The sequence below is a fragment of the Cellulomonas sp. H30R-01 genome (assembly GCF_010119915.1).
Taxonomy (GTDB): Bacteria; Actinomycetota; Actinomycetes; order Actinomycetales; family Cellulomonadaceae; genus Cellulomonas; species Cellulomonas algicola.
In genome coordinates this window covers 1,892,295-1,915,112 of sequence record NZ_CP048210.1, presented here as the reverse complement: position 1 = coordinate 1,915,112, position 22,818 = coordinate 1,892,295, and the positions used below count along the sequence as shown (strand labels likewise).

The 22,818-nt window shown below is 74.6% G+C and carries 21 protein-coding genes; 15 read left to right on the top strand and 6 right to left on the bottom strand.

Going from position 1 to position 22,818, the window contains the following annotated elements:
* Positions 1-19: 19 nt before the first annotated feature.
* Together GXP71_RS08565 and GXP71_RS08560 are read right to left on the bottom strand one after the other, a co-directional pair.
* Positions 20-811, bottom strand: a complete 792-nt coding sequence (locus GXP71_RS08565; protein ID WP_162352319.1) for a metal ABC transporter ATP-binding protein — start codon at positions 809-811, stop codon at positions 20-22.
* Positions 808-1,737, bottom strand: coding sequence for a metal ABC transporter substrate-binding protein (locus tag GXP71_RS08560; RefSeq protein WP_162352318.1), 930 nt, complete (start codon positions 1,735-1,737; stop codon positions 808-810). The genes GXP71_RS08565 and GXP71_RS08560 overlap by 4 nt, the downstream gene beginning before the upstream one ends.
* Before the next feature lie 161 nt (positions 1,738-1,898).
* Between GXP71_RS08560 and GXP71_RS08555 the strand changes: the two genes are divergently transcribed.
* Positions 1,899-3,284 (top strand): glycine--tRNA ligase, encoded by a 1,386-nt coding sequence (locus GXP71_RS08555; RefSeq protein WP_162352317.1) that lies wholly within the window; start codon positions 1,899-1,901, stop codon positions 3,282-3,284.
* Between the two features lie 60 nt (positions 3,285-3,344).
* Here GXP71_RS08555 and GXP71_RS08550 read toward each other — a convergent pair whose 3' ends face one another.
* On the bottom strand, positions 3,345-4,067 hold the full coding sequence (locus GXP71_RS08550) for a hypothetical protein (RefSeq protein ID WP_162352316.1): 723 nt from the start codon (positions 4,065-4,067) through the stop codon (positions 3,345-3,347).
* Between the two features lie 163 nt (positions 4,068-4,230).
* Between GXP71_RS08550 and GXP71_RS08545 the strand changes: the two genes are divergently transcribed.
* The 6 genes from GXP71_RS08545 (at position 4,231) to GXP71_RS08520 (ending at position 10,474) form a co-directional block, all read left to right on the top strand.
* Positions 4,231-5,205 carry an ABC transporter ATP-binding protein gene (locus GXP71_RS08545; protein WP_162352315.1) on the top strand — a complete coding sequence of 325 codons (975 nt, stop codon included), beginning with the start codon at positions 4,231-4,233 and terminating at the stop codon, positions 5,203-5,205.
* On the top strand, positions 5,202-5,996 hold the full coding sequence (locus GXP71_RS08540) for an ABC transporter permease (protein WP_162352314.1): 795 nt from the start codon (positions 5,202-5,204) through the stop codon (positions 5,994-5,996). Before GXP71_RS08545 ends, GXP71_RS08540 begins: the two co-directional genes overlap by 4 nt.
* 50 nt (positions 5,997-6,046) lie before the next feature.
* Positions 6,047-7,294 carry a sensor histidine kinase gene (locus GXP71_RS08535; protein ID WP_162352313.1) on the top strand — a complete coding sequence of 416 codons (1,248 nt, stop codon included), beginning with the start codon at positions 6,047-6,049 and terminating at the stop codon, positions 7,292-7,294.
* On the top strand, positions 7,291-7,911 hold the full coding sequence (locus tag GXP71_RS08530) for a DNA-binding response regulator (protein ID WP_162352312.1): 621 nt from the start codon (positions 7,291-7,293) through the stop codon (positions 7,909-7,911). The genes GXP71_RS08535 and GXP71_RS08530 overlap by 4 nt, the downstream gene beginning before the upstream one ends.
* 169 nt (positions 7,912-8,080) lie before the next feature.
* The gene (dusB, locus tag GXP71_RS08525) at positions 8,081-9,271 is read left to right on the top strand and encodes a tRNA dihydrouridine synthase DusB (RefSeq protein WP_162352311.1); all 1,191 of its coding nucleotides are present in this window, start codon (positions 8,081-8,083) and stop codon (positions 9,269-9,271) included.
* Between the two features lie 66 nt (positions 9,272-9,337).
* Positions 9,338-10,474: a GNAT family N-acetyltransferase gene (locus GXP71_RS08520; RefSeq protein WP_162352310.1), complete on the top strand. Its 1,137-nt coding sequence runs from the start codon at positions 9,338-9,340 to the stop codon at positions 10,472-10,474.
* Between the two features lie 5 nt (positions 10,475-10,479).
* Here GXP71_RS08520 and GXP71_RS08515 read toward each other — a convergent pair whose 3' ends face one another.
* Positions 10,480-11,385, bottom strand: coding sequence for a carbohydrate kinase family protein (locus tag GXP71_RS08515; protein WP_162352309.1), 906 nt, complete (start codon positions 11,383-11,385; stop codon positions 10,480-10,482).
* A 38-nt stretch (positions 11,386-11,423) separates the two neighbouring features.
* Here GXP71_RS08515 and GXP71_RS08510 point away from each other — a divergent pair, with 38 nt between their 5' ends.
* From GXP71_RS08510 to GXP71_RS08480, 7 genes are all read left to right on the top strand, one after another.
* A complete protein-coding gene (locus GXP71_RS08510; protein WP_162352308.1) occupies positions 11,424-11,954 on the top strand; it encodes an alpha amylase C-terminal domain-containing protein in 531 nt (176 codons plus the stop codon).
* A 139-nt stretch (positions 11,955-12,093) separates the two neighbouring features.
* Positions 12,094-12,951 carry an STAS domain-containing protein gene (locus tag GXP71_RS08505; protein ID WP_162352307.1) on the top strand — a complete coding sequence of 286 codons (858 nt, stop codon included), beginning with the start codon at positions 12,094-12,096 and terminating at the stop codon, positions 12,949-12,951.
* Positions 12,951-13,355 (top strand): STAS domain-containing protein, encoded by a 405-nt coding sequence (locus GXP71_RS08500; RefSeq protein ID WP_162352306.1) that lies wholly within the window; start codon positions 12,951-12,953, stop codon positions 13,353-13,355. Before GXP71_RS08505 ends, GXP71_RS08500 begins: the two co-directional genes overlap by 1 nt.
* Complete coding sequence (locus GXP71_RS08495; protein WP_162352305.1) at positions 13,352-13,765, top strand: ATP-binding protein; 414 nt, start codon at positions 13,352-13,354, stop codon at positions 13,763-13,765. Before GXP71_RS08500 ends, GXP71_RS08495 begins: the two co-directional genes overlap by 4 nt.
* Entirely contained in the window at positions 13,762-14,784 is a 1,023-nt protein-coding gene (locus tag GXP71_RS08490) for an ATP-binding protein (protein WP_202924350.1), read from the top strand. The genes GXP71_RS08495 and GXP71_RS08490 overlap by 4 nt, the downstream gene beginning before the upstream one ends.
* Positions 14,781-16,496 (top strand): hybrid sensor histidine kinase/response regulator, encoded by a 1,716-nt coding sequence (locus GXP71_RS08485; protein ID WP_162352303.1) that lies wholly within the window; start codon positions 14,781-14,783, stop codon positions 16,494-16,496. The genes GXP71_RS08490 and GXP71_RS08485 overlap by 4 nt, the downstream gene beginning before the upstream one ends.
* Positions 16,493-18,085: a SpoIIE family protein phosphatase gene (locus tag GXP71_RS08480; RefSeq protein WP_162352302.1), complete on the top strand. Its 1,593-nt coding sequence runs from the start codon at positions 16,493-16,495 to the stop codon at positions 18,083-18,085. Before GXP71_RS08485 ends, GXP71_RS08480 begins: the two co-directional genes overlap by 4 nt.
* A 155-nt stretch (positions 18,086-18,240) precedes the next feature.
* On the opposite strand, the gene GXP71_RS08475 is transcribed toward GXP71_RS08480, so the two are convergent.
* Together GXP71_RS08475 and GXP71_RS08470 are read right to left on the bottom strand one after the other, a co-directional pair.
* Positions 18,241-20,016 (bottom strand): glycoside hydrolase family 13 protein, encoded by a 1,776-nt coding sequence (locus tag GXP71_RS08475; RefSeq protein WP_162352301.1) that lies wholly within the window; start codon positions 20,014-20,016, stop codon positions 18,241-18,243.
* Between the two features lie 145 nt (positions 20,017-20,161).
* Entirely contained in the window at positions 20,162-21,247 is a 1,086-nt protein-coding gene (locus tag GXP71_RS08470; protein WP_238402685.1) for a LacI family DNA-binding transcriptional regulator, read from the bottom strand.
* A 213-nt stretch (positions 21,248-21,460) separates the two neighbouring features.
* On the opposite strand from GXP71_RS08470, the gene GXP71_RS08465 reads away from it, so the two are divergent.
* Positions 21,461-22,705, top strand: a complete 1,245-nt coding sequence (locus GXP71_RS08465; protein WP_162352299.1) for a maltose ABC transporter substrate-binding protein — start codon at positions 21,461-21,463, stop codon at positions 22,703-22,705.
* Positions 22,706-22,818 lie beyond the last annotated feature (113 nt).

The window sequence follows — 22,818 nt, the reverse complement described above, 5'->3', positions numbered from 1 at the left end:
TCGACGACCAGGTCCCAGGTCACGGGGTCACCTCCACGGTGATCGTGGGGCCGGTCGGCGGCGGCTCGGGGTCGGGGTGCGCGTGCGTGTGGTCGTGGTCGGCGTGCGCGTGCTCGGGCCGCGCGGCGGGCGGGGGCCCGTCGTGCGCGACGCGTCCGTGCCGCAGGACGACGGCCCGCTGGATGAGCCCGGCGAACGGACCGAGCTCGTGGAGGATGACGACGACGGTCGTGCCGGCCGTGTGCAGCCGTGCGACGGTGTCGACGAAGGTCGCCTGCGTGGGGATGTCGATGCCCGACGTCGGCTCGTCGAGCACGAGCAGGTCGGGGTCGCGGACGAGCGCGCGGGCGATGAGGACGCGCTGCTGCTGCCCGCCGGACATCTCCTGGACGCGTCGGTGGGCGCGGTCCGCGAGCCCGACGGACTCGAGCGCGGCGAGCGCGCGGCGGCGGCCCCCGTGCGCGGGGCGCAGCCGGCGGCCGTGCAGCAGGCCGGACGTCACGACCTCGAGCGCGGTCGCGGGCATGCCGGACGCGGCGGGCATGCGCTGCGGGACGTAGCCGACGCGGTGCCACGGGGCGGACGGGCCGAGCGGTGCGCCGAACAGCCGGACGCTGCCCGCGCTGGTCGGGACGACGCCCAGCAGCGCGCGGACGAGCGTCGACTTGCCGGACCCGTTGGCGCCGAGCAGCGCGAGCACCTGACCGGGCTCGACCGCGAGGTCGACGCCGGCCAGGATGCGGCGGCCGCCGAGCGTGACGTCGAGGCCCGTCGCCTCGACGGCGAGCGGTGGGGTGGTGCCGAGGGTCACGAGCAGGACAATGCCACGCGCAGGGCCTCGAGGTTGTCCTCGGCGACGGAGAAGTAGTCCGCGTCCTCGTCGGCGAGCCCCTCGATCGGGTCGAGCACGGCGGTGTCGACGCCGAGGTCGGCGGCGAGCGTCTCGGCGACCTTGGGGCTCACCAGCGTCTCGAAGAAGATCGTCGTGACGCCCTCCTGCTCGACGACGTCGGACACCTCGGCGAGGCGTGCGGGTGAGGGCTCGGCCTCGGGGTCGATGCCGGAGATCCCGACCTCGTGCAGGTCGTACCGGTCGGCGAGGTAGCCGAACGCGGTGTGCGACGTGACGAACGTGCGGATCGAGCACTCCGCGAGCCCGGCCTGGTACGCCTCGTCGAGCGCGGCGAACCGCTCGGACAGCGCGGCGGCGTTGGCGGCGTACTCCTCGGCGCCGTCGGGGTCGAGCTCCGTCAGCTGCTCGGCGACGGCGTCGGCGACGGCCGGCATGCGCGACGGGTCGAGCCAGAAGTGCGGGTCGAGGCCGCCGTGGTCGTGGTCGTCGCCCTCCTCGTGCTCGTGCTCGTGGCCCTCGTCGGACATCAGCGGCGTGACGTCGGCGGCGTCGAGCACGTGCGCGGGCGCGGTCTGCGCGACGGCGTCGTCGACCGCGGCCTGGAAGCCGGACAGGTAGACGACGAGGTCGGCGGTGTCGAGGTGCGACACCTGGGCGGGGGAGAGCTCGACGTCGTGCGGCTCGGCGCCGGGCGGAGTCAGCGACTCGACGCTCACGCGGTCACCGCCGACCTGCTGCGCGACCATCTGCAGCGGGTAGAACGACGCGAGGACGTGCACGGTGTCGTCGTCCGCCGCGGCGGTGGTCCCGCACCCGGCGAGCAGTGCGGGCAGCGTGAGGGCGGGCACGAGGAGCAGGGGGCGCCGGGGGCGGGCGAAGAGCATGACGATCATTCTCAGTTGGACGAGAACCGTTGTCAAAAACGCCGTGCGGCGCGTCGCTCCTGGGCCGGTAGCCTGGGGGCTCGCCTGCCGTGGCACCCGCCACGGCCCCCACCGCCCGCGACACCCAGCCGTGGGCGCCTCACGCACTGGAGTGATCGCCCGTGGCCGCACCTTCCCGTCTGGACGCCGTCGTCTCCCTGGCCAAGCGCCGTGGCTTCGTGTTCCCCAGCGGTGAGATCTACGGGGGCACGCGCTCCGCGTGGGACTACGGCCCGCTCGGCGTCGAGCTCAAGGAGAACATCAAGCGCCAGTGGTGGCGCGCGATGGTCACGCGCCGCGACGACATCGTCGGCCTCGACTCGTCCGTGATCCTGCCCCGCCAGGTGTGGGTCGCGTCGGGTCACGTCGGCGTCTTCACCGACCCGCTCACCGAGTGCCTCTCGTGCCACAAGCGGTTCCGCGAGGACCAGATGATCGAGGAGTTCGAGGAGCGCAAGGGCCGCGCGCCCGAGGGCGGCCTCGCCGAGATCGCGTGCCCGAACTGCGGCACGCGCGGCCAGTGGACCGAGCCGCGCGACTTCAACATGATGCTCAAGACGTACCTCGGCCCCGTCGAGGACGAGTCCGGCCTGCACTACCTGCGGCCCGAGACCGCGCAGGGCATCTTCGTGAACTTCCAGAACGTGCTCACCGCGTCGCGCAAGAAGCCGCCCTTCGGCATCGGCCAGATCGGCAAGTCCTTCCGCAACGAGATCACGCCCGGCAACTTCATCTTCCGGACGCGCGAGTTCGAGCAGATGGAGATGGAGTTCTTCGTCGAGCCCGGCACCGACGAGACCTGGCACCAGTACTGGATCGACACGCGTACCGACTGGTACGTCGACCTCGGCATCAGCCGCGACAACCTGCGCCTCTACGAGCACCCCGCCGAGAAGCTCTCGCACTACTCGAAGCGCACCGTCGACATCGAGTACCGGTTCGGCTTCCAGGGCAGCGAGTGGGGCGAGCTCGAGGGCATCGCGAACCGCACGGACTTCGACCTGTCGACGCACTCGCAGCACTCCGGCCAGGACCTGTCGTACTTCGACCAGGCCAAGAACGAGCGCTACGTGCCGTACGTCATCGAGCCCGCCGCGGGTCTCACGCGCTCCCTCATGGCGTTCCTCGTCGAGTCATACACCGTCGACCAGGCGCCCAACACCAAGGGCGGCGTCGACGAGCGCGTCGTGCTCAAGCTCGACCACCGCCTCGCGCCGGTCAAGGCCGCGGTCCTCCCGCTGTCCCGCAACGAGCAGCTCTCCCCGAAGGCCCGCGACCTGGCCGCCGAGCTCCGCCAGCACTGGAACGTCGACTTCGACGACGCTCAGGCGATCGGTCGTCGCTACCGCCGCCAGGACGAGATCGGCACGCCGTTCTGCATCACGGTCGACTTCGACACGCTCGAGGACCAGGCCGTGACGATCCGGCACCGCGACGACATGACGCAGGAGCGCGTCGCGCTCGACAAGGTCGCCGGCTACCTCGCGCAGCACCTGATCGGCGCCTGACCGCACCGCGCGTCTCGTCGGGGCGGTCGTCGGACGGACGACGCGCCGCCCCGACGACGGTCACGCCGGCGGCTGTCGCAGCAGGAGCTCGACGTCGGCGACCTCCTCGTCGCCGATGCCGCACTCGCGCGGGACGTCGCTGCTCGCGCACCCGAGGACGCCGTCCGCGCCCGCGAACGCGATCCCGCTCGTCGTATCGGCCAGTCCTGAACCACGCAGGTCCGGGACGACGACGACGTACCAGGAGCGGTCGTCGCCCGGCAGCCGGAATGTCGGGACCTCGAACGCGTGCGTGCCGCGCCCGAGGCCGCTGAGCACCGTGTAGAAGACGCGGCCGTCGCCGAACCGGTCGGGCACCGTCCCGACCTGGACGAGCGCTTCACCCCCGACGACGCCGGTCGCCCCGACCGTCCCGGGGGCGTCGTCGCGGGCGGCGGTCGGGCCGACGACGACGGTGCCGGACGCGTCGACCACCTCGGCGCCGTCGGACGTGGGCCGCAGGGTGAGGTGGACGCCGCGCACGACGCCGAGGTCGAGCTGCTCGACCACCGGCCCGTCCGCGGCTTCCGCAGCGACGACGCCCGGCCCGATCACTCCGGTGTCGCCCGCGTCATGCGTGGCACGGTCCTCGGCGCCGCTCTCGGTGACCGGGGGCGGCGACGGGTCGGCGGCGACCAGACCGGGGCCGATCTCGCGCGTCTCGCCCGTCGGGGCGCACCCGGCGAGCAGGACGACCGCGACGGCGACGGCGGAGGCGGCGTGACGGCCGCGGGCGGGACGCACGGCCTCACGGTAGCGGCGGAGGGAGTCGACCGGCGCCTGTTCGGCGACCTGACGTGCGGCGACGTCCCTGTGCTCTGCGGGGGCCGGCGCATGACATCCGTCATGCCGAGGTGGTGACGGGCGGCCGGGGTCCGCGCCGTGCGGCCGCGGAACGATCGTCGTCATGACCACCACCGACGCCATCCCGACGCCCGCACCGAGCGGTGCGGTGCCGCCCGCGCTCGAGCTGCGCGGCCTGCGCAAGTCGTTCACGTCGTCCGCGGGCACGGTCCGCGCGGTCGACGGCCTCGACCTCACGATCCGCCCCGGCGAGGTCGTCGCGTTCCTCGGCCCGAACGGGGCCGGCAAGACGACGACGATCGACATGGTCCTCGGGCTGGCCCGGCCCGACGAGGGCAGCGTGCGCGTGCTGGGGCTGGACCCCGCCGCCGCGATCGCCGCGGGCCGCGTGTCCGCCGTCATGCAGACCGGCGGCCTGCTCAAGGACCTGACGGTCCGCGAGACGCTCGCGCTGACCGCGTCGTTCTTCGGCTCGACGCACGACGTCGACGACGTGCTCGTGCGCGCGGGCCTCACCGATGCGGCCGACCGTCGCGTGGGGTCGTGCTCGGGCGGTCAGCAGCAGCGCCTGCGGTTCGGCCTGGCGCTGCTGCCCGACCCCGACCTGCTGATCCTGGACGAGCCGACGACGGGCATGGACGTGGGCGGGCGTCGCGACTTCTGGAACGCGATCCGCGCCGACGCGGCGCGCGGCCGCACGATCGTGTTCGCGACGCACTACCTCGAGGAGGCGGACGCGTACGCGGACCGCGTCGTCCTGGTGAGCCACGGCCGCGTCGTCGCCGACGGGTCGGCCGCGCAGGTCAAGGCGCTCGCGTCGGGACGCGTCGTCTCGGCCGCGTTCCGCGGCGGTGCGCCGTCCGACGACGCGCTCGCGACGCTGCCCGGCGTGACCGACGTCGAGCACCGCGGCGACCGCGTGCTGCTGCGCACGACCGCCTCCGACGACCTCGCGCGTCACCTGCTCACGCGCACCGACGCGACCGAGGTCGAGATCACCGCGCTCGGCCTCGAGGACGCGTTCCTCGCCCTCACCGGTGACACCACCGCCACGACGACCTCCGGGAGCACCCGATGAGCACGCTCACCACCACGAAGGCCGCGCCCGCCGCGGTCGCCGCCCGTCCGCGGGCCCGCCTGCTGCAGCCCGTCTACCTGCGCACGGAGCTGCGACGTCTGCTGCGCAACCGCCGCACGGTGATCTTCACGCTCGTCATGCCGCCGGTGTTCTTCCTGCTGTTCGGGACGCAGCGCGCGTACCTCGACCAGTCGGTCGGCAACGGCAACGTCACCGCGTACGTCATGCTCTCGATGGCCCTGTACGGCGCGATCCTCGCGACCACGAGCGGCGGCGCGAGCGTGTCGATCGAGCGTGCACAGGGGTGGAGCCGGCAGCTCCGGCTCACGCCGCTGCGGCCCGCCGCCTACGTGCTGACCAAGGTCGCGGTCGCGATGGTGCTGGGCCTCGCGTCGATCCTCGTGACGCTCGTCGCCGGGCTCGCCCGCGGCGCCGAGATCAGCGGCTCCGCGCTCGTCTGGTCGGTCGTGCTCGCGTGGGCGGGCTCGGCGGTGTTCGCCGCGTTCGGCCTCTTCATGGGCTACCTGCTCCCGGCGGAGAACGTCATGCAGGTGCTCGGCCCGGTGCTCGCGCTGCTGGCGTTCGCGGGCGGGCTGTTCATGCCGCTCGGGGACGGCGTGTTCGCGACGATCGCGCGCTTCATCCCGACGTACGGCCTCGCGGAGATCGTGCGCGCGCCGCTCACGGGGGGCGACGTGAGCGTGTGGGCCGTCGTCAACGTCGTCGCGTGGGCCGCGGTGTTCGTCGGCGGTGCCGTGTGGCGGTTCCGCCTCGACACGGCGCGCGTGTGACGTCCGGACCCGCCCCGGGGGCCGCTCGTCGGCTCGGTACGGTGGGCGCCGTGAGCGGCACCACCCGACCGGACGACGAGCGGCCCGCACGGGCGCACGGACGGTGGGGACCCTTCGGCCCCCAGCACTGGGCGCTGCGGGAGGGTCTGTGGTCGGTGGGGGTGCCGGACGCGTCGGGCGAGCCCCAGAACCCGCTGGCGAGCCGCACGCACCGGGTCATGCGTGTCGTCGGTCCCACGATGGGTGTCGTCTGGGCCGTCTTCCTCCTGCAGCCCTGGCAGTCGGCGTGGGACAGCCCGCCCGGACCGGCCCGCGTCGTGTCCCTCGTCGCGATCGCGCTCCTGTCCCTGACCTTCGTGTGGGTCGTGCTCACCCACGCCGGGCCCCGCGGCGAGCGGATGGCGACCGGACGGGCGTTCGCGTTCCTCGGCGGTCAGCTCGCCCTCGTCGCGCTCGCGTGCGTGGCGGCGGAGCAGGACGGTCTCGTCGGTCTCGTGTTCGTGAGCGTGAGCGCGGTCTTCCTCCTGCGGGACCTGCGCGCGCTCGCCGTCGCGCTGGGCATGGTCGTCCTGGCGATGGTGGTGCCGCGGGTCGTGGCCGGCTGGGAGACCATCGACGACCTGGTGCTGTCCATCGTGCTCGCGACCGTCGCCGTCTTCGGCTTCACGCAGCTCGTCCAGCGCAACCGTCAGCTGCAGCTCGCGCGCGACGAGGTCGCGGTGCTCGCCGTCGAGCGCGAGCGGGAGCGGATCGCGCGCGACATGCACGACATCCTCGGGCACAGCCTCACGGTGATCTCGGTCAAGGCGGAGCTCGCCGCGCGGATGTTCGACGTCGACGGCGAGCGGGCACGCGCCGAGATGCTCGAGGTGCAGCAGCTCGCCCGATCGGCGCTCGCGGACGTCCGCGGCATGGTCACGGCGACGCGCGCGGTCACGCTCGCGGGCGAGCTCGCCGGCGCGCGGCAGGCGTTCGACGCCGCCGGGATCGAGGCGGAGGTCCCGGGCGCCGTCGACGACGTGCCCGACGACCTGCGCGTGCTGTTCGCGTGGGCGGTGCGCGAGGGCACGACGAACGTGCTCCGGCACTCGGGCGCGACGTGCGTGCGGGTCGGGATCACCGCGGACACGCTCACGGTCGACGACGACGGTGCGGGACCGGTCGACGGGCGTCCCGGCAACGGGCTGCACGGGCTCGCGGAGCGTGCGCGCCGCTCCGGCGCCCGCGTCGAGGCGACGCGCGGCCCGCTCGGCGGCTACCGCCTGCTCGTGACGACCCAGGGGAGCACCGCTCGATGACGGACCCGATCCGGCTGCTGCTCGCCGACGACCAGGCCCTGGTGCGCGGCGCGCTCGCGGCGCTGCTCGACCTCGAGCCGGACCTCACCGTCGTGGCGCAGGTCGGTCGTGGCGACGAGGTGCTGGCCGCCGCCCGCGACGCGCGCGCGGACGTCGCGCTGCTCGACGTCGAGATGCCCGGTCTGGACGGCATCACGGCCGCCGCCGAGCTGCGCCGCCGGCTGCCGACGTGCCGGTCGCTCGTCGTGACGACCTTCGGGCGGCCCGGCTACCTGCGCCGCGCGCTCGACGCCGGCGCCAGCGGGTTCGTCGTCAAGGACACGCCCGCCGAGCAGCTCGCCGACGCGGTGCGCCGGGTCCACCGCGGCTTGCGCGTCGTGGACCCCGACCTCGCGGTCGAGTCGCTCGCGGTCGGCAGCAGCCCGCTGACCGAGCGCGAGCGCGACGTGCTCGTCGCGGCGGCCGGCGGGGGCACGGTCGCGGACATCGCGCGTGCGACGTTCCTGTCCGAGGGCACGGTCCGCAACTACCTGTCGGCCGCGATGGGCAAGACGGGCGGCCGCACCCGGGCCGAGGCCGTGCGGATCGCGCAGGAGAACGGCTGGCTGCTGGCCTGACGGAGGCCGCCCGATGCCTCGCGCCGGCGGGCGTCGCGCCGGAGAACGGCTGGCTGCTGGCCCGACGGACGCCGCCCGGCGCCCGGTGCCGGCGGGCCGCAGCGCTCCCGCGGGGTCGTGCGTCGCGCCCGGACGCCGGGTCCCGTGCCGCCGGTGCGACAATGGCCCGATGACCACGACGACACCCGCGGCTCCCGCGCGCCCCGGCGCCGGCGCGGTGCTGCCGCCGCTGCGCATCGGGCCGATCACCGTCGACACCCCGGTGGTGCTCGCCCCGATGGCCGGCGTGACCAACGCCGCGTTCCGGCGGCTGTGCCGCGAGTCCGGCGCGGGCCTCTACGTCGCCGAGATGGTGACGAGCCGCGCGCTGGTCGAGCGCAGCCCCGAGTCGTTCCGCATCATCTCGTTCGAGCCCGACGAGGTCCCGCGGTCCGTGCAGGTGTACGGCGTGGACCCCGCGACCGTCGCCGCGGCGGTCCGGATGCTCGTCGAGGAGGACCTCGCCGACCACGTCGACCTCAACTTCGGCTGCCCGGTCCCCAAGGTGACGCGTCGCGGCGGGGGAGCGGTGCTGCCCTGGAAGCGGGACCTCTTCTCGGCGATCGTGCGTGCCGCCGTCGACGCCGCGCGCCCCGCGGGCGTGCCCGTCACGGTGAAGATGCGCAAGGGCATCGACGAGGACCACCTCACGTACGTCGAGGCGGGGCTCACCGCGCAGGACGCGGGCGTCGCCGCGGTCTCACTGCACGGCCGCACGGCCGCCGACTACTACTCGGGCACGGCCGACTGGGACGCGATCGCGACGCTCAAGCAGGCCGTGACCGACATCCCCGTGCTGGGCAACGGCGACATCTGGTCCGCCGAGGACGCGCTCGCGATGGTCGCGCACACCGGCTGCGACGGCGTCGTCGTCGGGCGCGGCTGCCAGGGGCGTCCGTGGCTGTTCGCGGACCTCGCGGCGGCGTTCGCGGGCTCCGACGAGCGCATCCGGCCGGGCCTCGGGGAGGTCGCGCACGTGGTGCGGCGGCACGCCGAGCTGATGGTCGAGCACTTCGGCGACGAGGGCAAGGCGCTGCGCGAGATGCGCAAGCACATGGCCTGGTACTTCAAGGGCTACGTCGTCGGTGGCGAGGCGCGTGCCGGGCTCGGGCTCGTGACGTCGATGGCCGACCTCGACGACAAGCTCGCCGCGCTCGACCTCGACCAGCCGTACCCGGGCGAGGCCGCCGAGGGGCAGCGCGGGCGGGCCGGGTCGCCGAAGCGCCCGATCCTCCCGTACGGCTGGCTCGACTCGCGCGAGCTGTCGGAGGACTTCCGCCGCGACCTGCACGAGGCCGAGCTGAGCGTCTCGGGCGGCTGACCCCGGTGGGCGGCCGCGTCGTGCGCACCGTGACGTGCGGGCCCGCGGCACGGCACCCTGGAGCGCATGGCTCCTTGGACCGTGCACCGGGCGACGGCGCCCGCGACACCTGACGACGCCGCGATGTGGGCGGTCACGGGCGCGTCCCGTGCCCACGCCGACACGCACCGTTCGCTCTTCGGGTACCCGGACGCGGCATGGCAGGCCCCGGAGGTCGCGGCCCTGCTGCGCGAGCGGCCGTACGAGCGCTCGACGCTGCTCGTCGCGACCGCCGACGGCGCACGCCACGAGGCGGACGCGGTCGTGGGTGCGGCGCTCGTCAACGTGCCGACGCAGGACAACCCGCACCTCGCCGTCGCGGAGTCGTGGGTGCGGCCGGACGTGCGGGGGCGTGGGGTCGGCACGGCGCTGCTCGACGCGGTCGAGGCGGCCGCGCGCGCGGAGGGCCGGCGGACGCTCATCGTCATGAGCACCCACCGTGCGCCCGCGGACGGCACGCCCACGGCGGTGTCGCGCAGCGGCACGGGCGCGGTCCCGGCCCTCGACGCCGCGACGCGGCTCGCGGCGGCGCGCGGGTACGGGCTCGAGCAGGTCGAACGGTTCAGCACGTTCGCGTTCCCGCTCGACGACGAGCGCCGTGCCGTGGTCCGACGGGCGCACGACGACGCCGCGCGCGCCGCCGGTGACGCCTACCGCCTCGTCGCGTGGACCGGTCCGACTCCCGATGCGCACCTCGACCAGATGGCCGTGCTGCGGACCCGGATGAGCACGGACGTCCCGACGGCCGACCTGCAGGTCGAGGAGGAGCCGTGGGACGCCGAGCGCGTGCGCGCGCACGACCGGGAGGTCGTCGAGCAGGGGCGCGTCGCAGCCGTCGTCGCGGCGCAGCACGTCCCGAGCGGTGACCTCGTCGCGTTCACCGTGGTCGAGTGGCCGCCGACGCTGCCGGAGGTCGCCTACCAGCAGGACACGCTGGTCGTCGCGGCCCACCGGGGTCACCGGCTGGGGATGCTCGTGAAGACCGCGCAGCTCCTGCGACTGGAGGACCTGTGGCCGGGGCTGCGGCGCCTGCACACCTGGAACGCCCAGGAGAACGACCACATGCTCGCGATCAACGTCGCGCTGGGCTTCACCCCGACGGGCGTGCTGGGGATGTGGCAGCGCGACCTCGACGGCGGTGGGCGCGAGCGCCCCGTGGTCTGAGGGCGTCAGCGCGCCCGGACGTCCACGCGCGCGGCCAGCGCCGCGACCGCCTCGCGCGTCGCCGACGTCGCACCGACGCCAGGCGTGCCGACGGCGAGCGCACCGCACGCCGAGGCGTGCGCGAGGGCGACGGGGTGCGGCAGTCCGTCGAGGGTCGCGCGCAGCAGCCCGGCGAGGAACGCGTCGCCCGCACCGTCGGTGTCGACGACGTGGTCGACGGGTGCGGCCGGCACGTCCCACCAGCCGTCGGCATCGCGAGCGAGCGCGCCCCGCGGGCCCGCGGTGCACACCGCGAGGCGCGCACCCCGGCGGACGGCGGCGTCGAGGTACGCGGCCGGGTCGTCGAGGCGGTCGGCGCTCACGAGCAGCACGTCGGCAGTCTCGGCGAACGGTCGTGCGTAGCCGGCGGTCCCGTCGTCGTCGTGCACGTCGCACCAGAGGGGGACCCCGGCGTCGCGCGCGGCGGCCAGGACGGGGCGGCTGTGGTCCGCGAGGTCGACGACGGCCGCGGAGGCGCCGTCGAGCAGGCTGCGGACGTCGGCCGGGACGGGCTCGACGGGGCGTGCCGGCGTCGGGAGCGCGAGGTAGAGCGAGAGGCGTGCGCCGTCGTCGGCGAGCACGTTGACGTGGCGCTCGGTCCGGCCGTCGGCGGCGTCCTCGACGTGCAGCGTGAGGCGCGGGTGCGCGAGCGCGGCGCGGACGCCGGTGGCGAGGTCGTCGTCGCCGAGGACGGTGCGGAGCGTGACGTCGAGCCCCAGCGCGGCGAGCGTGAGGGCCTTGCCGGCCGAGGTCCCGCCGAGCCCGTCGTGGGCCGCGGACGCGAAGACCGTGGCGCTGCGGGGCTCGGGCAGGGACGGCAGACGGATCGTGGTGTTCCACGAGGCAGGACCGGTGACGAGGACGCGCGGCACCTGGTCAGCGTAGGCGGACGGCAACGCGAGGGTGAGGCGTGACCAAGGCTTGCTGCAACACGTTGCAGCCTGCTCGACGGTTCGGCCCTGCGGACGTCCACTGCTGCCCGCTGCCCGCGGGCACCGGGATCGTGCAGGAGGTCCTCCGCGGCGCCGGCGAGCCCGTCACCCCGGAGCAGGGCCTCGGCACCGGCCCTTTCCTCGAGCTCGCCTCCGCCGAAGGCCTCGCCGGTGCGCTCGGCGGCGGCTCGCCGTCCGTCGCGCTCGACCTCGGCACCTACGGCATCCCGCTGGTGCACTCCGGGTACGCCTTCTCCGACCGCGACGCCGGGCCGCCGCAGGGGGACGCGGTCGCGCTCGGGCGCGGGGACCGCGGGCTCGTCGTCGTCAACGCGGGCGACGGGCCGCTGGAGGCCGCGTTGGTCACCCGACTGGCCGACGGCGACTACTGTGACGTGCTGACGGACACTCCCGACGACTGCGCGGCGACGCGGGTCGAGCACGGGCAGATGACCGTCGACGTCCCTCCGCGGACCGCGCGGGCCTGGCTCGTCGGCCGTACCGCCTGACCTGCCGATTCGTGCGCGCAGCCGAACGAGGGACACCGCCCGCCTTCCCGGTGGGCCCTGAGCGGGCGCTGTAGAGTCACGGCGCCGCCGCCGCGCGCCCGTCCCCGGGCCGCGACCTCGTCCCCGATCGGAGCCCCGCATGCCCGCAGCCGACGCCGCCCGCCTCGCCGCGATCCTCCAGGACCGGCGCGAAGACATCGGCGCCGCCTGGCTCGACCGCGTCGTCACGGAGCTGCGCGGACGCATCACGCGCGCCGAGGCCGAGCGCGAGCAGCGCGACATCTTCGACGCGCTCGTCGACGGCCTGCGCGCGGGCGGCGAGCAGCTCGACGACCCGGCGTTCGACTCGCTGCGCAGCCTGCTGAGCGAGCTGTCCGCGACGCGCGCGCGCCTGGGCTTCACGCCGCGCGAGACCGCCGTGGGCGTCTTCGCGCTCAAGGAGGGCCTGTACGCGGTCGTCGGGCGCGGCGACGCCGAGAGCGTCGCGGACGTGACCGGCCTGCTGCGCCTCGTCGACGACCTCGGCCTGTTCACGTTCGAGTCGTTCGCCGCCGCGCGCGAGGGCATCATCAGCGAGCAGGCCGAGCAGCTCCTCGAGCTGTCGACCCCGGTCGTGAAGCTCTGGGAGGGCGTCGTGGCGGTGCCGCTCGTCGGCACGCTCGACTCGGCCCGCACCCAGGTCGTCATGGAGAAGCTGCTCCAGACGCTCGTCGACACGGGCTCCGAGCACGCGATCATCGACATCACGGGCGTCCCGGCCGTCGACACGCAGGTCGCGCAGCACCTGCTCAAGACGGTCGTCGCGGCGCGCCTCATGGGCGCCGAGTGCACGATCAGCGGCATCCGCCCGCAGATCGCGCAGACGATCGTCGCGCTCGGCATCGAGTTCGGCGACATCCGCACCAAGGCGACGCTCGCCGACGCGCTCGTCGCGGCCCTGCGGGCCAACGGCAGCGCGCGCACCGCAGGCGCGGCCGGCGCGGTCGCGGGGGCGTGATGGACAGCGTCCCGATCCTCAAGATCGGCTCGACCCTGCTGGTCTCGATCCAGGTCGACCTGCAGGACCAGTCGGCCCTGCAGCTGCAGGAGGACCTCGCCGAGCGGATCACGCAGACCGGTGCCCGCGGCGTCCTCATCGACATCTCCGGGCTCGAGATCGTCGACAGCTTCATCGGTCGCATGCTGTCGTCGATCGCCGGGATCTCGCGCGTGCTCGACGCGACCACCGTCGTCGTCGGCATGCGTCCCGCGGTCGCGATCACGATGGTCGAGCTCGGCCTCTCGTTCGACGGCGTGCGGACCGCGCTCGACGTCGAGAAGGGCCTGCGCCTGCTGCAGCCTGCGGAGGAGGACGCGCCCGAGTCGCTGATCCTCGAGCTCGCCCCCGACGAGCCCGCGTGACAGCCGACCCGGCGACGTCCGAGCGCCTCGCGATCACGTCCGACGGCGACGTCGTCCGCGTGCGTCAGGCCGTCCGCGGGCTCGCGCAGGGCGCGCGGCTGTCTCTCGTCGACCAGACGAAGCTCGTCACGGCCGCGAGCGAGCTGGCGCGCAACACCCTCATCTACGGCGGCGGCGGCGAGGCGGTGCTGTCCGTGGAGGCGAACGGGCGGCGCACGGGCGTCCGCGTGGAGTTCCGCGACGACGGCCCCGGCATCCCGGACCTCGACCTCGCGATGACGGACGGGTGGACGAGCGGCAGCGGCCTGGGGCTCGGCCTGTCGGGCGCGCGCCGGCTCGTCGAGCACTTCGAGATCGACACCGGCCCGGGGCGTGGCACTCGTGTGGTGATCGCCTCGTGGTCGCGGTGAGCGCGGACGGCACCGTCGAGGACGTCGCCTGGTTCACGGTCGACCACGTGAGCGCGACCGGGACCGCGCGGCGTGGCGCCGCGTCGCTCGCGCGGCGCGTGGGCATGTCGGAGCAGCGGGCCGGCGAGATCGCGCTCGTCGTCGCCGAGCTCACCGCGAACCAGATCAACCACGCGGGCTCCGGCTCGCTCCTGCTGCGTGTGCGGCACGCGACGTCGGGTCCCGTCGTCGAGGCGGTGGCCGTCGACTCGGGCCCCGGCATGGTGAACGTCGCCGCGTCCCTCACCGACGGCGTGTCGTCGGCGGGGACCCTCGGCATCGGGCTCGGGACGCTGTCGCGGCTCGCGACGTCGTTCGACATCTGGTCCCGCCCGGCGTCCGGCACGGTCGTCGCCGCCGCCTTCGCCGCCGAGCGCGCCGCGCACCCGGGTGTCCCCGCCGCCGTCGGCATCACCCGGCCGATGACGGGGCAGGAGGTGTGCGGCGACGCGTACGCGATCCGCAACGACGACGGCGTCCTCACCGTCATGCTGGCCGACGGGCTCGGGCACGGCCCGCTCGCGGCCGCAGCGAGCTCGGAGGCGGTGCGCGCCTTCCGCGGTGCGCCCGTCGGCGGGCCGCTCGCGTTGCTGACCGCCGTCCACCGTGCGCTGTCCGGCACGCGCGGTGCCGCGGTCGCGGTCGCCCGGCTCGACGCGGACGAGGTGCGGTACGCGGGAGTCGGCAACATCGCGGGCGTCGTGCTCGACGGCGTGACCCGACGGGGCATGATCAGCCACCCCGGGATCGCCGGCGCGCAGGCGCGCACGCTCCGCGAGGCCGTCTACCCGCTCCCGCCCGGTGCGGCCGTCGTGCTCCACAGCGACGGCCTGACCGACCGGCAGGACCTCGGCGCGTACCCCGGCCTGCTCGCCCGCACCTCGCTCGTCGTGGCGGCCGTGCTGCTGCGCGACTTCGGTGTGCGGCGTGACGACGCGAGCGTCGTGGTCGCCCGGACCACCCCGGCGGTCCCCGCATGACGTCCGGCCCGACGGTGCGCCGGCTCGGTGCCGTCGACCTCGTCACGGACGGCGACGTCGTGCTGCTGCGCCAGGTCGGCCGCGAGGCGGGCGGGCTGCTCGGGCTCGACGGCCAGGACCAGGTGCGCCTCGCGACCGCGCTCTCCGAGGTGGGCCGCGAGGTCGTCGGTGGCGAGGGCGGTCGCGCGGTGCTCGAGGTCGGCGGGTCGTCGACCGCGCCCGAGCTCGTGGTCCGCGTCAGCGGACGTCCGGCCCGTCGCGACGCGCGCGGCGACGTGACGGGTGTCGCGGCGGCGCAGCGGCTCGTCGACGGCGTGGACGTCGCCGCCGAGGTCGACGGCACGCGCGTGGTCGTCCTGCGCAAGGTCCTGCCCGACGCCCGCGCGCTGTCGCCCGCACGGCTCGACGACGTCCGCGCGTCCCTGTCGCGCCCGCGCGCCGCCGACGCGCTCGACGAGCTGCGCGTGCAGAACACCGAGCTCGTCCGTGCGCTCGAGGCGCTCGCCGCCCGTGAGCAGGACCTCGTGCGCGCCAACGAGGAGCTCGAGGAGACCAACCGCGGCGTCATGGCCATGTACTCCCAGCTCTCCGACGAGCTCGAGGAGACCAACAGCGGCGTCGTCGCGCTGTACGCCGAGCTCGACGAGCGTGGCCGCCAGCTCGCGGCCGCGAACGACGCGAAGACGCGCTTCCTGCGCAGCGTGAGCCACGAGCTGCGTGCGCCGGTCAACTCGATCCTCGGGCTCGCGTCGCTGCTCGCCGACGGCACGCTCGACGAGGACCAGCGCATCCAGGTCGGGTACCTCGACTCCAGCGCGCGGGCGCTGCTCGGCATGGTCAACGAGCTGCTCGACCTGGCGCGCGCCGAGTCCGGCCGCCAGCACGTGCACCGCGCACGCGTCGACCTGGCCGTGCTGCTCGCGGACCTCGAGGGCACCGTGCGCCCGCTCCTGCGGCCGGGCGTCGGGATGCGTCTCGACGTCCCGTCGGGCGTCGAGCTCCACACGGACGCCGAGCTGCTCGGCCGCGTGCTGCGCAACCTCCTGACGAACGCGGCGAAGTTCACCGACGCGGGGTCGGTCGACGTCGCGGTCGCCGTGCCCGAGGACGGCGTCGTCGTGGTCACGGTCCGGGACACGGGCATCGGCATCCCCGCGGAGCACCTCGACACGGTGTTCGAGGAGTTCTTCCAGGTGCCCAACCGGCTCCAGCCGTCCGCGAAGGGCACAGGCCTCGGCCTGCCGTACGCGCGACGGGTCGCCGAGGCGCTCGGCGGGTCCCTCGACGTCGCGAGCGTCGTGGGCGAGGGCAGCACGTTCACGCTCACGCTCGAGCGCACGACCGCACCGACGCTCGGTCGTGTGCTCGTCGTCGACGACGACGACGCGGCGCGAGCCGTCGTGCGCGGGCTCCTCGCGCCGTCGGCGGCGGAGGTCGTCGAGGCGCGCGACGGGGCCGAGGCGCTCGACGTGCTCGCCGCGGGTGCGGCCGACGTCGTGCTCATGGACGTCCGCATGCCGGGCGTCGACGGGGTCACGGCGCTGCACGCGCTCCGGTCGGACGCCCGCTGGGGGACGCTGCCCGTCGTGCTCATGTCGACGCTCGACGAGCCGCCGGTCACGGACGTGCCGTTCGTCGCGAAGGCCGCGCTCGACGCGGACGGCCTCACGGAGGTGCTCGCGCGCGCTGCAGGCACGAGGGTGGAGCCGTGAGCGACTCAGGCTCCCGCGTGCTCGTCGTCGACGACACCGAGGCGCACCGGTACGTCATGGCGAGCTGGCTGCGCCGCGCGGGCTACCAGGTCACCGAGGCGGCGACCGGCCGCGACGCTCTCGACGCGGTCGCCGGTCACGACGCGGTGGTCCTCGACGTGAACCTCCCCGACATGTCGGGCCTCGACGTCCTGCAGGTCATCAAGGCCGACGCGACGACCGCCGTCCCGGTCGTGCACGTGTCGGCGACCAGCATCGACGCCCGCTCCCGCACGTCGGGCCTGCAGCGCGGTGCCGACGCGTACCTGGTCGAGCCGCTCGACCGCGACGAGTTCCTCGCGACGGTCGCCGGGCTGTGCCGGTCGCACGCCGCGCGGCGCGGGATCACCGAGCACGCGCGGCGTCTCGCCGACCTCACGGCCGCGGTCGTGCCGCTCGGGTCGGCCCGCTCGCTCGACGACCTCGTCGCCGCGGCCGCGCAGGGCGCGGCGACCGTCTTCGGTGCCGCGGTCGTGGTCGTCGCGACGGCGTCCGACGGCATGGCGACACGGGTCGTGAGCCCCGGACCGGGCCGGACAGCGGTCCGTGGCCGGCTGCTCGCGCCCGCGGCCGAGCCCGATGCCGCGCACCCCTACACGTGGACCGCGCAGGACACCCCGGGGGTGTGGCGGGAGATGCTCGACCGTGCGGGGGTGCCGGCCACGGGCTGGCACGTGACGCCGCTGCTCGACGCGTCCGGGCGGCACCTCGGCGGCTTCGCGGTCGCGACCCCGGACGGCCCGCTCGGTGCGGAGGACGCGGATCTCGCCCAGCAGCTGGGCGAGGCCCTGACCGGTGCGATCGGGACGCTCCGGTCGTACGCGCAGGAGCACCACATCGCCCTGACGCTCCAGCGCTCGATGCTCCCGCACAGCCTGCCGACGCCGCCCGGGCTCCGGATGGCCGCGCGGTACAGCGCGTCGGACGCGCAGCTGAGCGTCGGCGGCGACTTCTACGACGCGCTCGAGCTGCCCGACGGCACGGTCGCGGTCGTGATCGGCGACGTGCAGGGCCACTCGCTGCGCGCCGCGACGGTCATGGCGCAGCTGCGGTTCGCGCTGCACGCCTACCTCGTCGAGGGCCACGCGCCGGCACGCGCGGTGGACCTGCTCAACGAGCTGCTGATCCGCAGCCACCCCGAGCTCGTGACGGTGTGCGTCGCGGTCGTCGACCTGCGCGACGGCAGCATGGAGGTCGTCAACGCCGGGCACCTGCCGCCGCTGCTCGTGACGGCCGACGGCGCGCGCTACCTCACCGGCTCGTCCCCGCTGCTGGGCGTGCGGCTGCCGACCGAGCGGCGCACGACGACCGTGCCGTCGGCTGGTCCGTGCACGCTGGTCCTCGTGACCGACGGGCTGCTCGAGCGACGCTCGGGGCACCTGGCCGAGTCGCTCGCGCGCATGGCGGAGGTCGTGACGGACGCCGGAACCCTCGACCCGGGCGAGCTGTGCGACGTGCTGCTCGGCCAGTTCGACTCGGCGGAGCGCGGCGACGACGTCGCGGTGCTCGCGGTGCACCTCACGCGCGAGAAGGACCCACCGGCGGCCTGACGCGGCGCGGCGCCCTCCCCACGAGGGACCCGCGCCCCGGGGACGCAGGACCCCACGGGACGCACGACCGGCCCGGTCGCACGACCGGCCCGGGACGCACGACCGCCCCGGGCCGCGCACCGTGCTGGGCGCGCCGCCCGGGGCGGTCGGCGGGGTCACGCGGTCGCGCGCACCCAGACGGTCGTGTCCGACGGGACCAGCACGGCGCCGTCGGCGTCGGTCGCGGTGTCGCCCGAGGTCAGCAGCACCTCGGTGCCGGCCGGCAGGACGACGGGTGCGGTGCCGAGGTTCGCCACGACCTGCACCTCCCGGTTGACGAACGCGATGACGTCCTCGCCGAGACCGGGCGTCCACGCGAGCCCGCCCGAGCCGAGCAGCTCGCTGCGGCGCAGGCCGAGCGCGGCGCGGTATGTCTCGTAGGTCGAGCCGGCGACCCCGCGCTGCGCGTCGAGCGCGTACGCCGCCCACGACGCGGGCTGGGGCAGCCAGGTGACACCCGTCGGGGAGAAGCCGAAGCCCTCCTCGGCGGCCGCCCACGGCAGCGGGACGCGGCAGCCGTCACGCCCGCGCTCCGCGCCGCCCGTGCGGAAGAACGCCGGGTCCTGGCGCAGGTCGTCGTCGAGCGCGGTGTGGTCCGGCAGACCGAGCTCCTCGCCCTGGTACAGGTACGCCGAGCCGGGCAGGCCGAGCATGAGGAGCGTCGCGGCGCGCGCCCGGCGCAGGCCGAGCGCCTCGTCGGGCTGCTCGTCGCCCACGCCGATGCCGTTGGGCCGCGAGCCGGGCACCGACAGTCCCAGGCGCGACGCGTGGCGCACGACGTCGTGGTTCGACAGCACCCAGGTGGTCGGCGCGCCGACGCCGTCGGCCGTCACGTAGGACGCCTCGATGACGTCGCGCAGCTGCGGGGCGTCCCACGGCGTCGCGAGGAACGCGAAGTTGAACGCCTGCTGCATCTCGTCCGGGCGGACGTACAGCGCGAGGCGCGACAGCGGCTCGACCCAGGCCTCGGCGACGAGCGCGCGGTCGCCCGCGTACTGCGCGAGCACCCGGTTCCACGCACGGTAGATCTCGTGCACGCCGTCCTGGTCGAACATCGGGCCGCGGTTGCCGGACCCGGTGACCTCGTCGGCGCGCGACGGGTCGTCCGCCTCGGTCGGGACGGCGTCGTGGCCGTCGACCTCGTCGACGCCCTCGATCATCGAGACGTGGCCGTCCCAGTCGGGCAGGCCCGCCTCCTTGACCATGCCGTGCGCGACGTCGATGCGGAAGCCGTCGACGCCGCGGTCGAGCCAGAACCGCAGCACGTCCTCGAACTCGGCGCGGACCTCGGGGTGCTCCCAGTTGAGGTCGGGCTGGCGCGAGTCGAACAGGTGCAGGTACCACTGGCCGGGCGTGCCGTCCGGGTTCGTCGTGCGCGTCCACGCCGGGCCGCCGAAGATCGACTGCCAGTTGTTGGGCGGCTCCTCGCCGTGCTCGCCGCGGCCCTCGCGGAACAGGTAGCGGTCGCGTGCGGCCGAGCCGGGGCCGGCAGCCATGGCCTCGACGAACCACGCGTGCTCGTCGGACGTGTGGTTGGGGACCAGGTCGACGATCACGCGCATGCCGAGCTCGTGCGCGCGGCCGAGCAGCGTGTCGAAGTCGTCGAGCGTGCCGAACAGCGGGTCGACGTCGCGGTAGTCGGCGACGTCGTAGCCCGCGTCGGCCTGCGGCGAGCGGTAGAACGGCGAGAGCCACACCGCGTCGACCCCGAGCTCGGCGAGGTGCGGGAGGCGCGAGGTGATGCCGGGCAGGTCGCCGACGCCGTCGCCCGACGCGTCGGCGAACGACCGCGGGTAGACCTGGTAGATCACCGCGGTGCGCCACCACTCGGCGTCGGGCGAGCATGGGGCGTGCACGAGGGTGTGCAGGGGCCGGGAGTCGAGCGTCGTCATGCGGGCATGCCTCTTTCGGGTGGATCTGGGGAGGGGAGGCGTCGTCGCCGGAGGAGCGGTGCGTGGGTCGGCCGGGCGGGCCGGACGAAGGCTCCGGGTCGGACCAGGGTAGGCAGCGGCTGCCGGGGTCCGGCAAGCCTGCCGGTCAGGCGGGTGCCGGACCGTCCGCCGTGGTGCCGTTCGCGGTGGTGCCGTGGGCGGGCGCGCCGTTCGCGACCGCGTGGGCGGGGGCCGCACCGGTCGAGCCGCGGACGATGAGCTCGGGGTGGAACTTGAGCTCGGTGCGCGACGCGGGCGTCCCGTTGATCTCCGCGACGAGCGCCGACACCGCGGCGTGGCCCATCGCCTGGACCGGCTGGCGCACGGTCGTGAGCGGCGGGTCGGTGAAGGCGATGAGCGGCGAGTCGTCGAACCCGACGACGGAGACGTCGCCCGGCACGGACAGCCCGCGGGACCGGGCGGCGCGGATCGCCCCGAGCGCCATGAGGTCGGAGCCGCAGATGATCGCGGTGTGCCCGGAGTCGATGAGGTCGAGCGCCGCGGCCTGGCCGCCCTCGACGGTGAACAGGGTCGACACGACGTGCCCGGTGGGGTCGTCGACGCCGAGGTGCCGCTGCAGGTTGACCGCGAACTCCTCGCGCTTGCGGCGCGCGGGCACGAAGCGGTCGGGGCCGATCGCGAGGCCGATGCTGCGGTGCCCGAGCGACGTGAGGTGGCGGAACGCGAGGTCCAGCGCGGCCGCGTCGTCGGTCGACACGGTCGGCGCGTCGACGCCCTCGGCCCAGCCGTTGACGAGGACCACGGGCAGCCCGCGGCTGCGCAGCCGGTGGTACCGCTCCTTGCTCGCGGTGGTGTCGGCGTGCAGGCCGGAGACGAAGACGATGCCGTCGACGCCGTGCTCGAGGAGCATCTCGACGTACTGGTCCTCGGTCGTGCCGCCGGGGGACTGCGTGCACAGCACCGCGGTGTAGCCGCGCTCGGTGAGCATCGTCTCGATGACCTGCGCGAACGCGGGGAACACCGGGTTCGACAGCTCGGGCACGACGAGGCCGACGAGGCCGGCCGAGCGGGTGCGCAGCTTCTCGGGGCGCTCGTAGCCGAGCACGTCGAGGGCCGCCAGCACGGCCTGCCGTGCCTGGGCCGACACGCCGTGCTTGCCGTTGAGTACCCGTGACACGGTCGCCGTGCTGACGCCGGCCTGCTCGGCCAGGTCCGTCAGACGGGTGCGCACGGGTGGCAGCGTAAGGGACACGGGACCTCCTCGTCCTGGGCTGTTCGTGGTCGAGGCGAGCCCGTTCGTGACGCCGCTGCAACCGTTGCCTGAAAGTTACCGTAACGACTTGCAACGCGCGGTGCAACGACGTAACTTTCCGTCGCACCAGGCCAGCGTCGGTGGGAGCACCGCCGGAGCGGGCACTCCCTCTGCACCCCTTGGAGAGACACGATGCGACGGAGCATCCCTGTCGTCGCGGCGACCCTCGGCCTCGCGCTGACGCTCGCTGCGTGCTCGGGCTCGTCCGGCGAGACGACGGACGACGCGTCCGAGTCGTCCGCGGCGAACGCCGGCACCCTGACCGTCTGGGTGGACGACACCCGGTCCGGCCCGGTCAAGGAGGTGGCGACCACCTTCGAGAAGGAGAAGGGCGTCACCGTCAAGCTGGTCCAGAAGGACTTCGGCGACATCCGCGACGACTTCATCTCGCAGGCGCCGACCGGCCAGGGCCCCGACGTGATCGTCGGTGCGCACGACTGGCTCGGCAAGCTCGTCCAGAACGGCGTCGTCGCCCCGATCGAGCTCGGCGACAAGGCGGAGGACTTCCTCGCCGTCTCCACGCAGGCCATGAGCTACGAGGGCACGCTGTACGGCCTGCCGTACTCCGTCGAGAACATCGCGCTCGTCAAGAACAAGGACCTCGTCCCCGACGCCACGCCCGCCTCGTTCGACGAGCTCGTCGCGCAGGCCAAGGCGGCCGGCACGCAGTACTCGGTCCTCATCCAGCAGGACGAGAAGACCGGCGACCCGTACCACATGTACCCGCTGCAGACGTCGTTCGGCGCCCCCGTCTTCGGCACCGACGCCGACGGCGCGTACGACGCGTCGCAGCTCGCGATGGACTCCGACGGCGGCCGCGCGTTCGCCGCGTACGTCGCCAAGCTCGGCGCCGAGGGCGTCCTCAACACGTCGCTCTCGGGTGACGTCGCCAAGGAGGCGTTCATCAACGGCCAGGCGCCGTACATGATCACGGGCCCGTGGAACGTCGGCGACTTCGTCAGCGCCGGCATCAACGTCGGCATCGAGAAGGTGCCGTCCGCCGGTGGCCAGCCGTCGCAGCCGTTCGTCGGCGTGCAGGGCTTCTTCATCTCCGCGAAGTCGAAGAACGCGCTCCTCGCGAACGAGTTCGTCGTCAACTACCTCGGCACCAAGGACGTCCAGCTCGCCATGTACGAGGCGGGCGGCCGTGCCCCGGCGCTGCAGTCGGCGCTCGACGAGATCGGCGACGACCCGATCGTCGGCGGGTTCGCCGAGGTCGGCAAGGACGGCGTCCCGATGCCGTCGATCCCCGCGATGGACACCGTCTGGGCCGACTGGGGCGCCACCGAGGTCGCGCTCGTCAACCAGCAGGGCGACCCCACCGCGCTGTGGAACCAGATGACCGCCTCGATCGCCGGCAAGATCGCCGCGAGCTGAGCACCCGTCCGGCGACCCGGCCCGCCCCGGCCGGGTCGCCGGACCGCGCGCACCCGCGCGCACCCCGGCGCCGCAGGACGCGTGCGCCACCGCACGTGCGCCCTCGCGCGCCG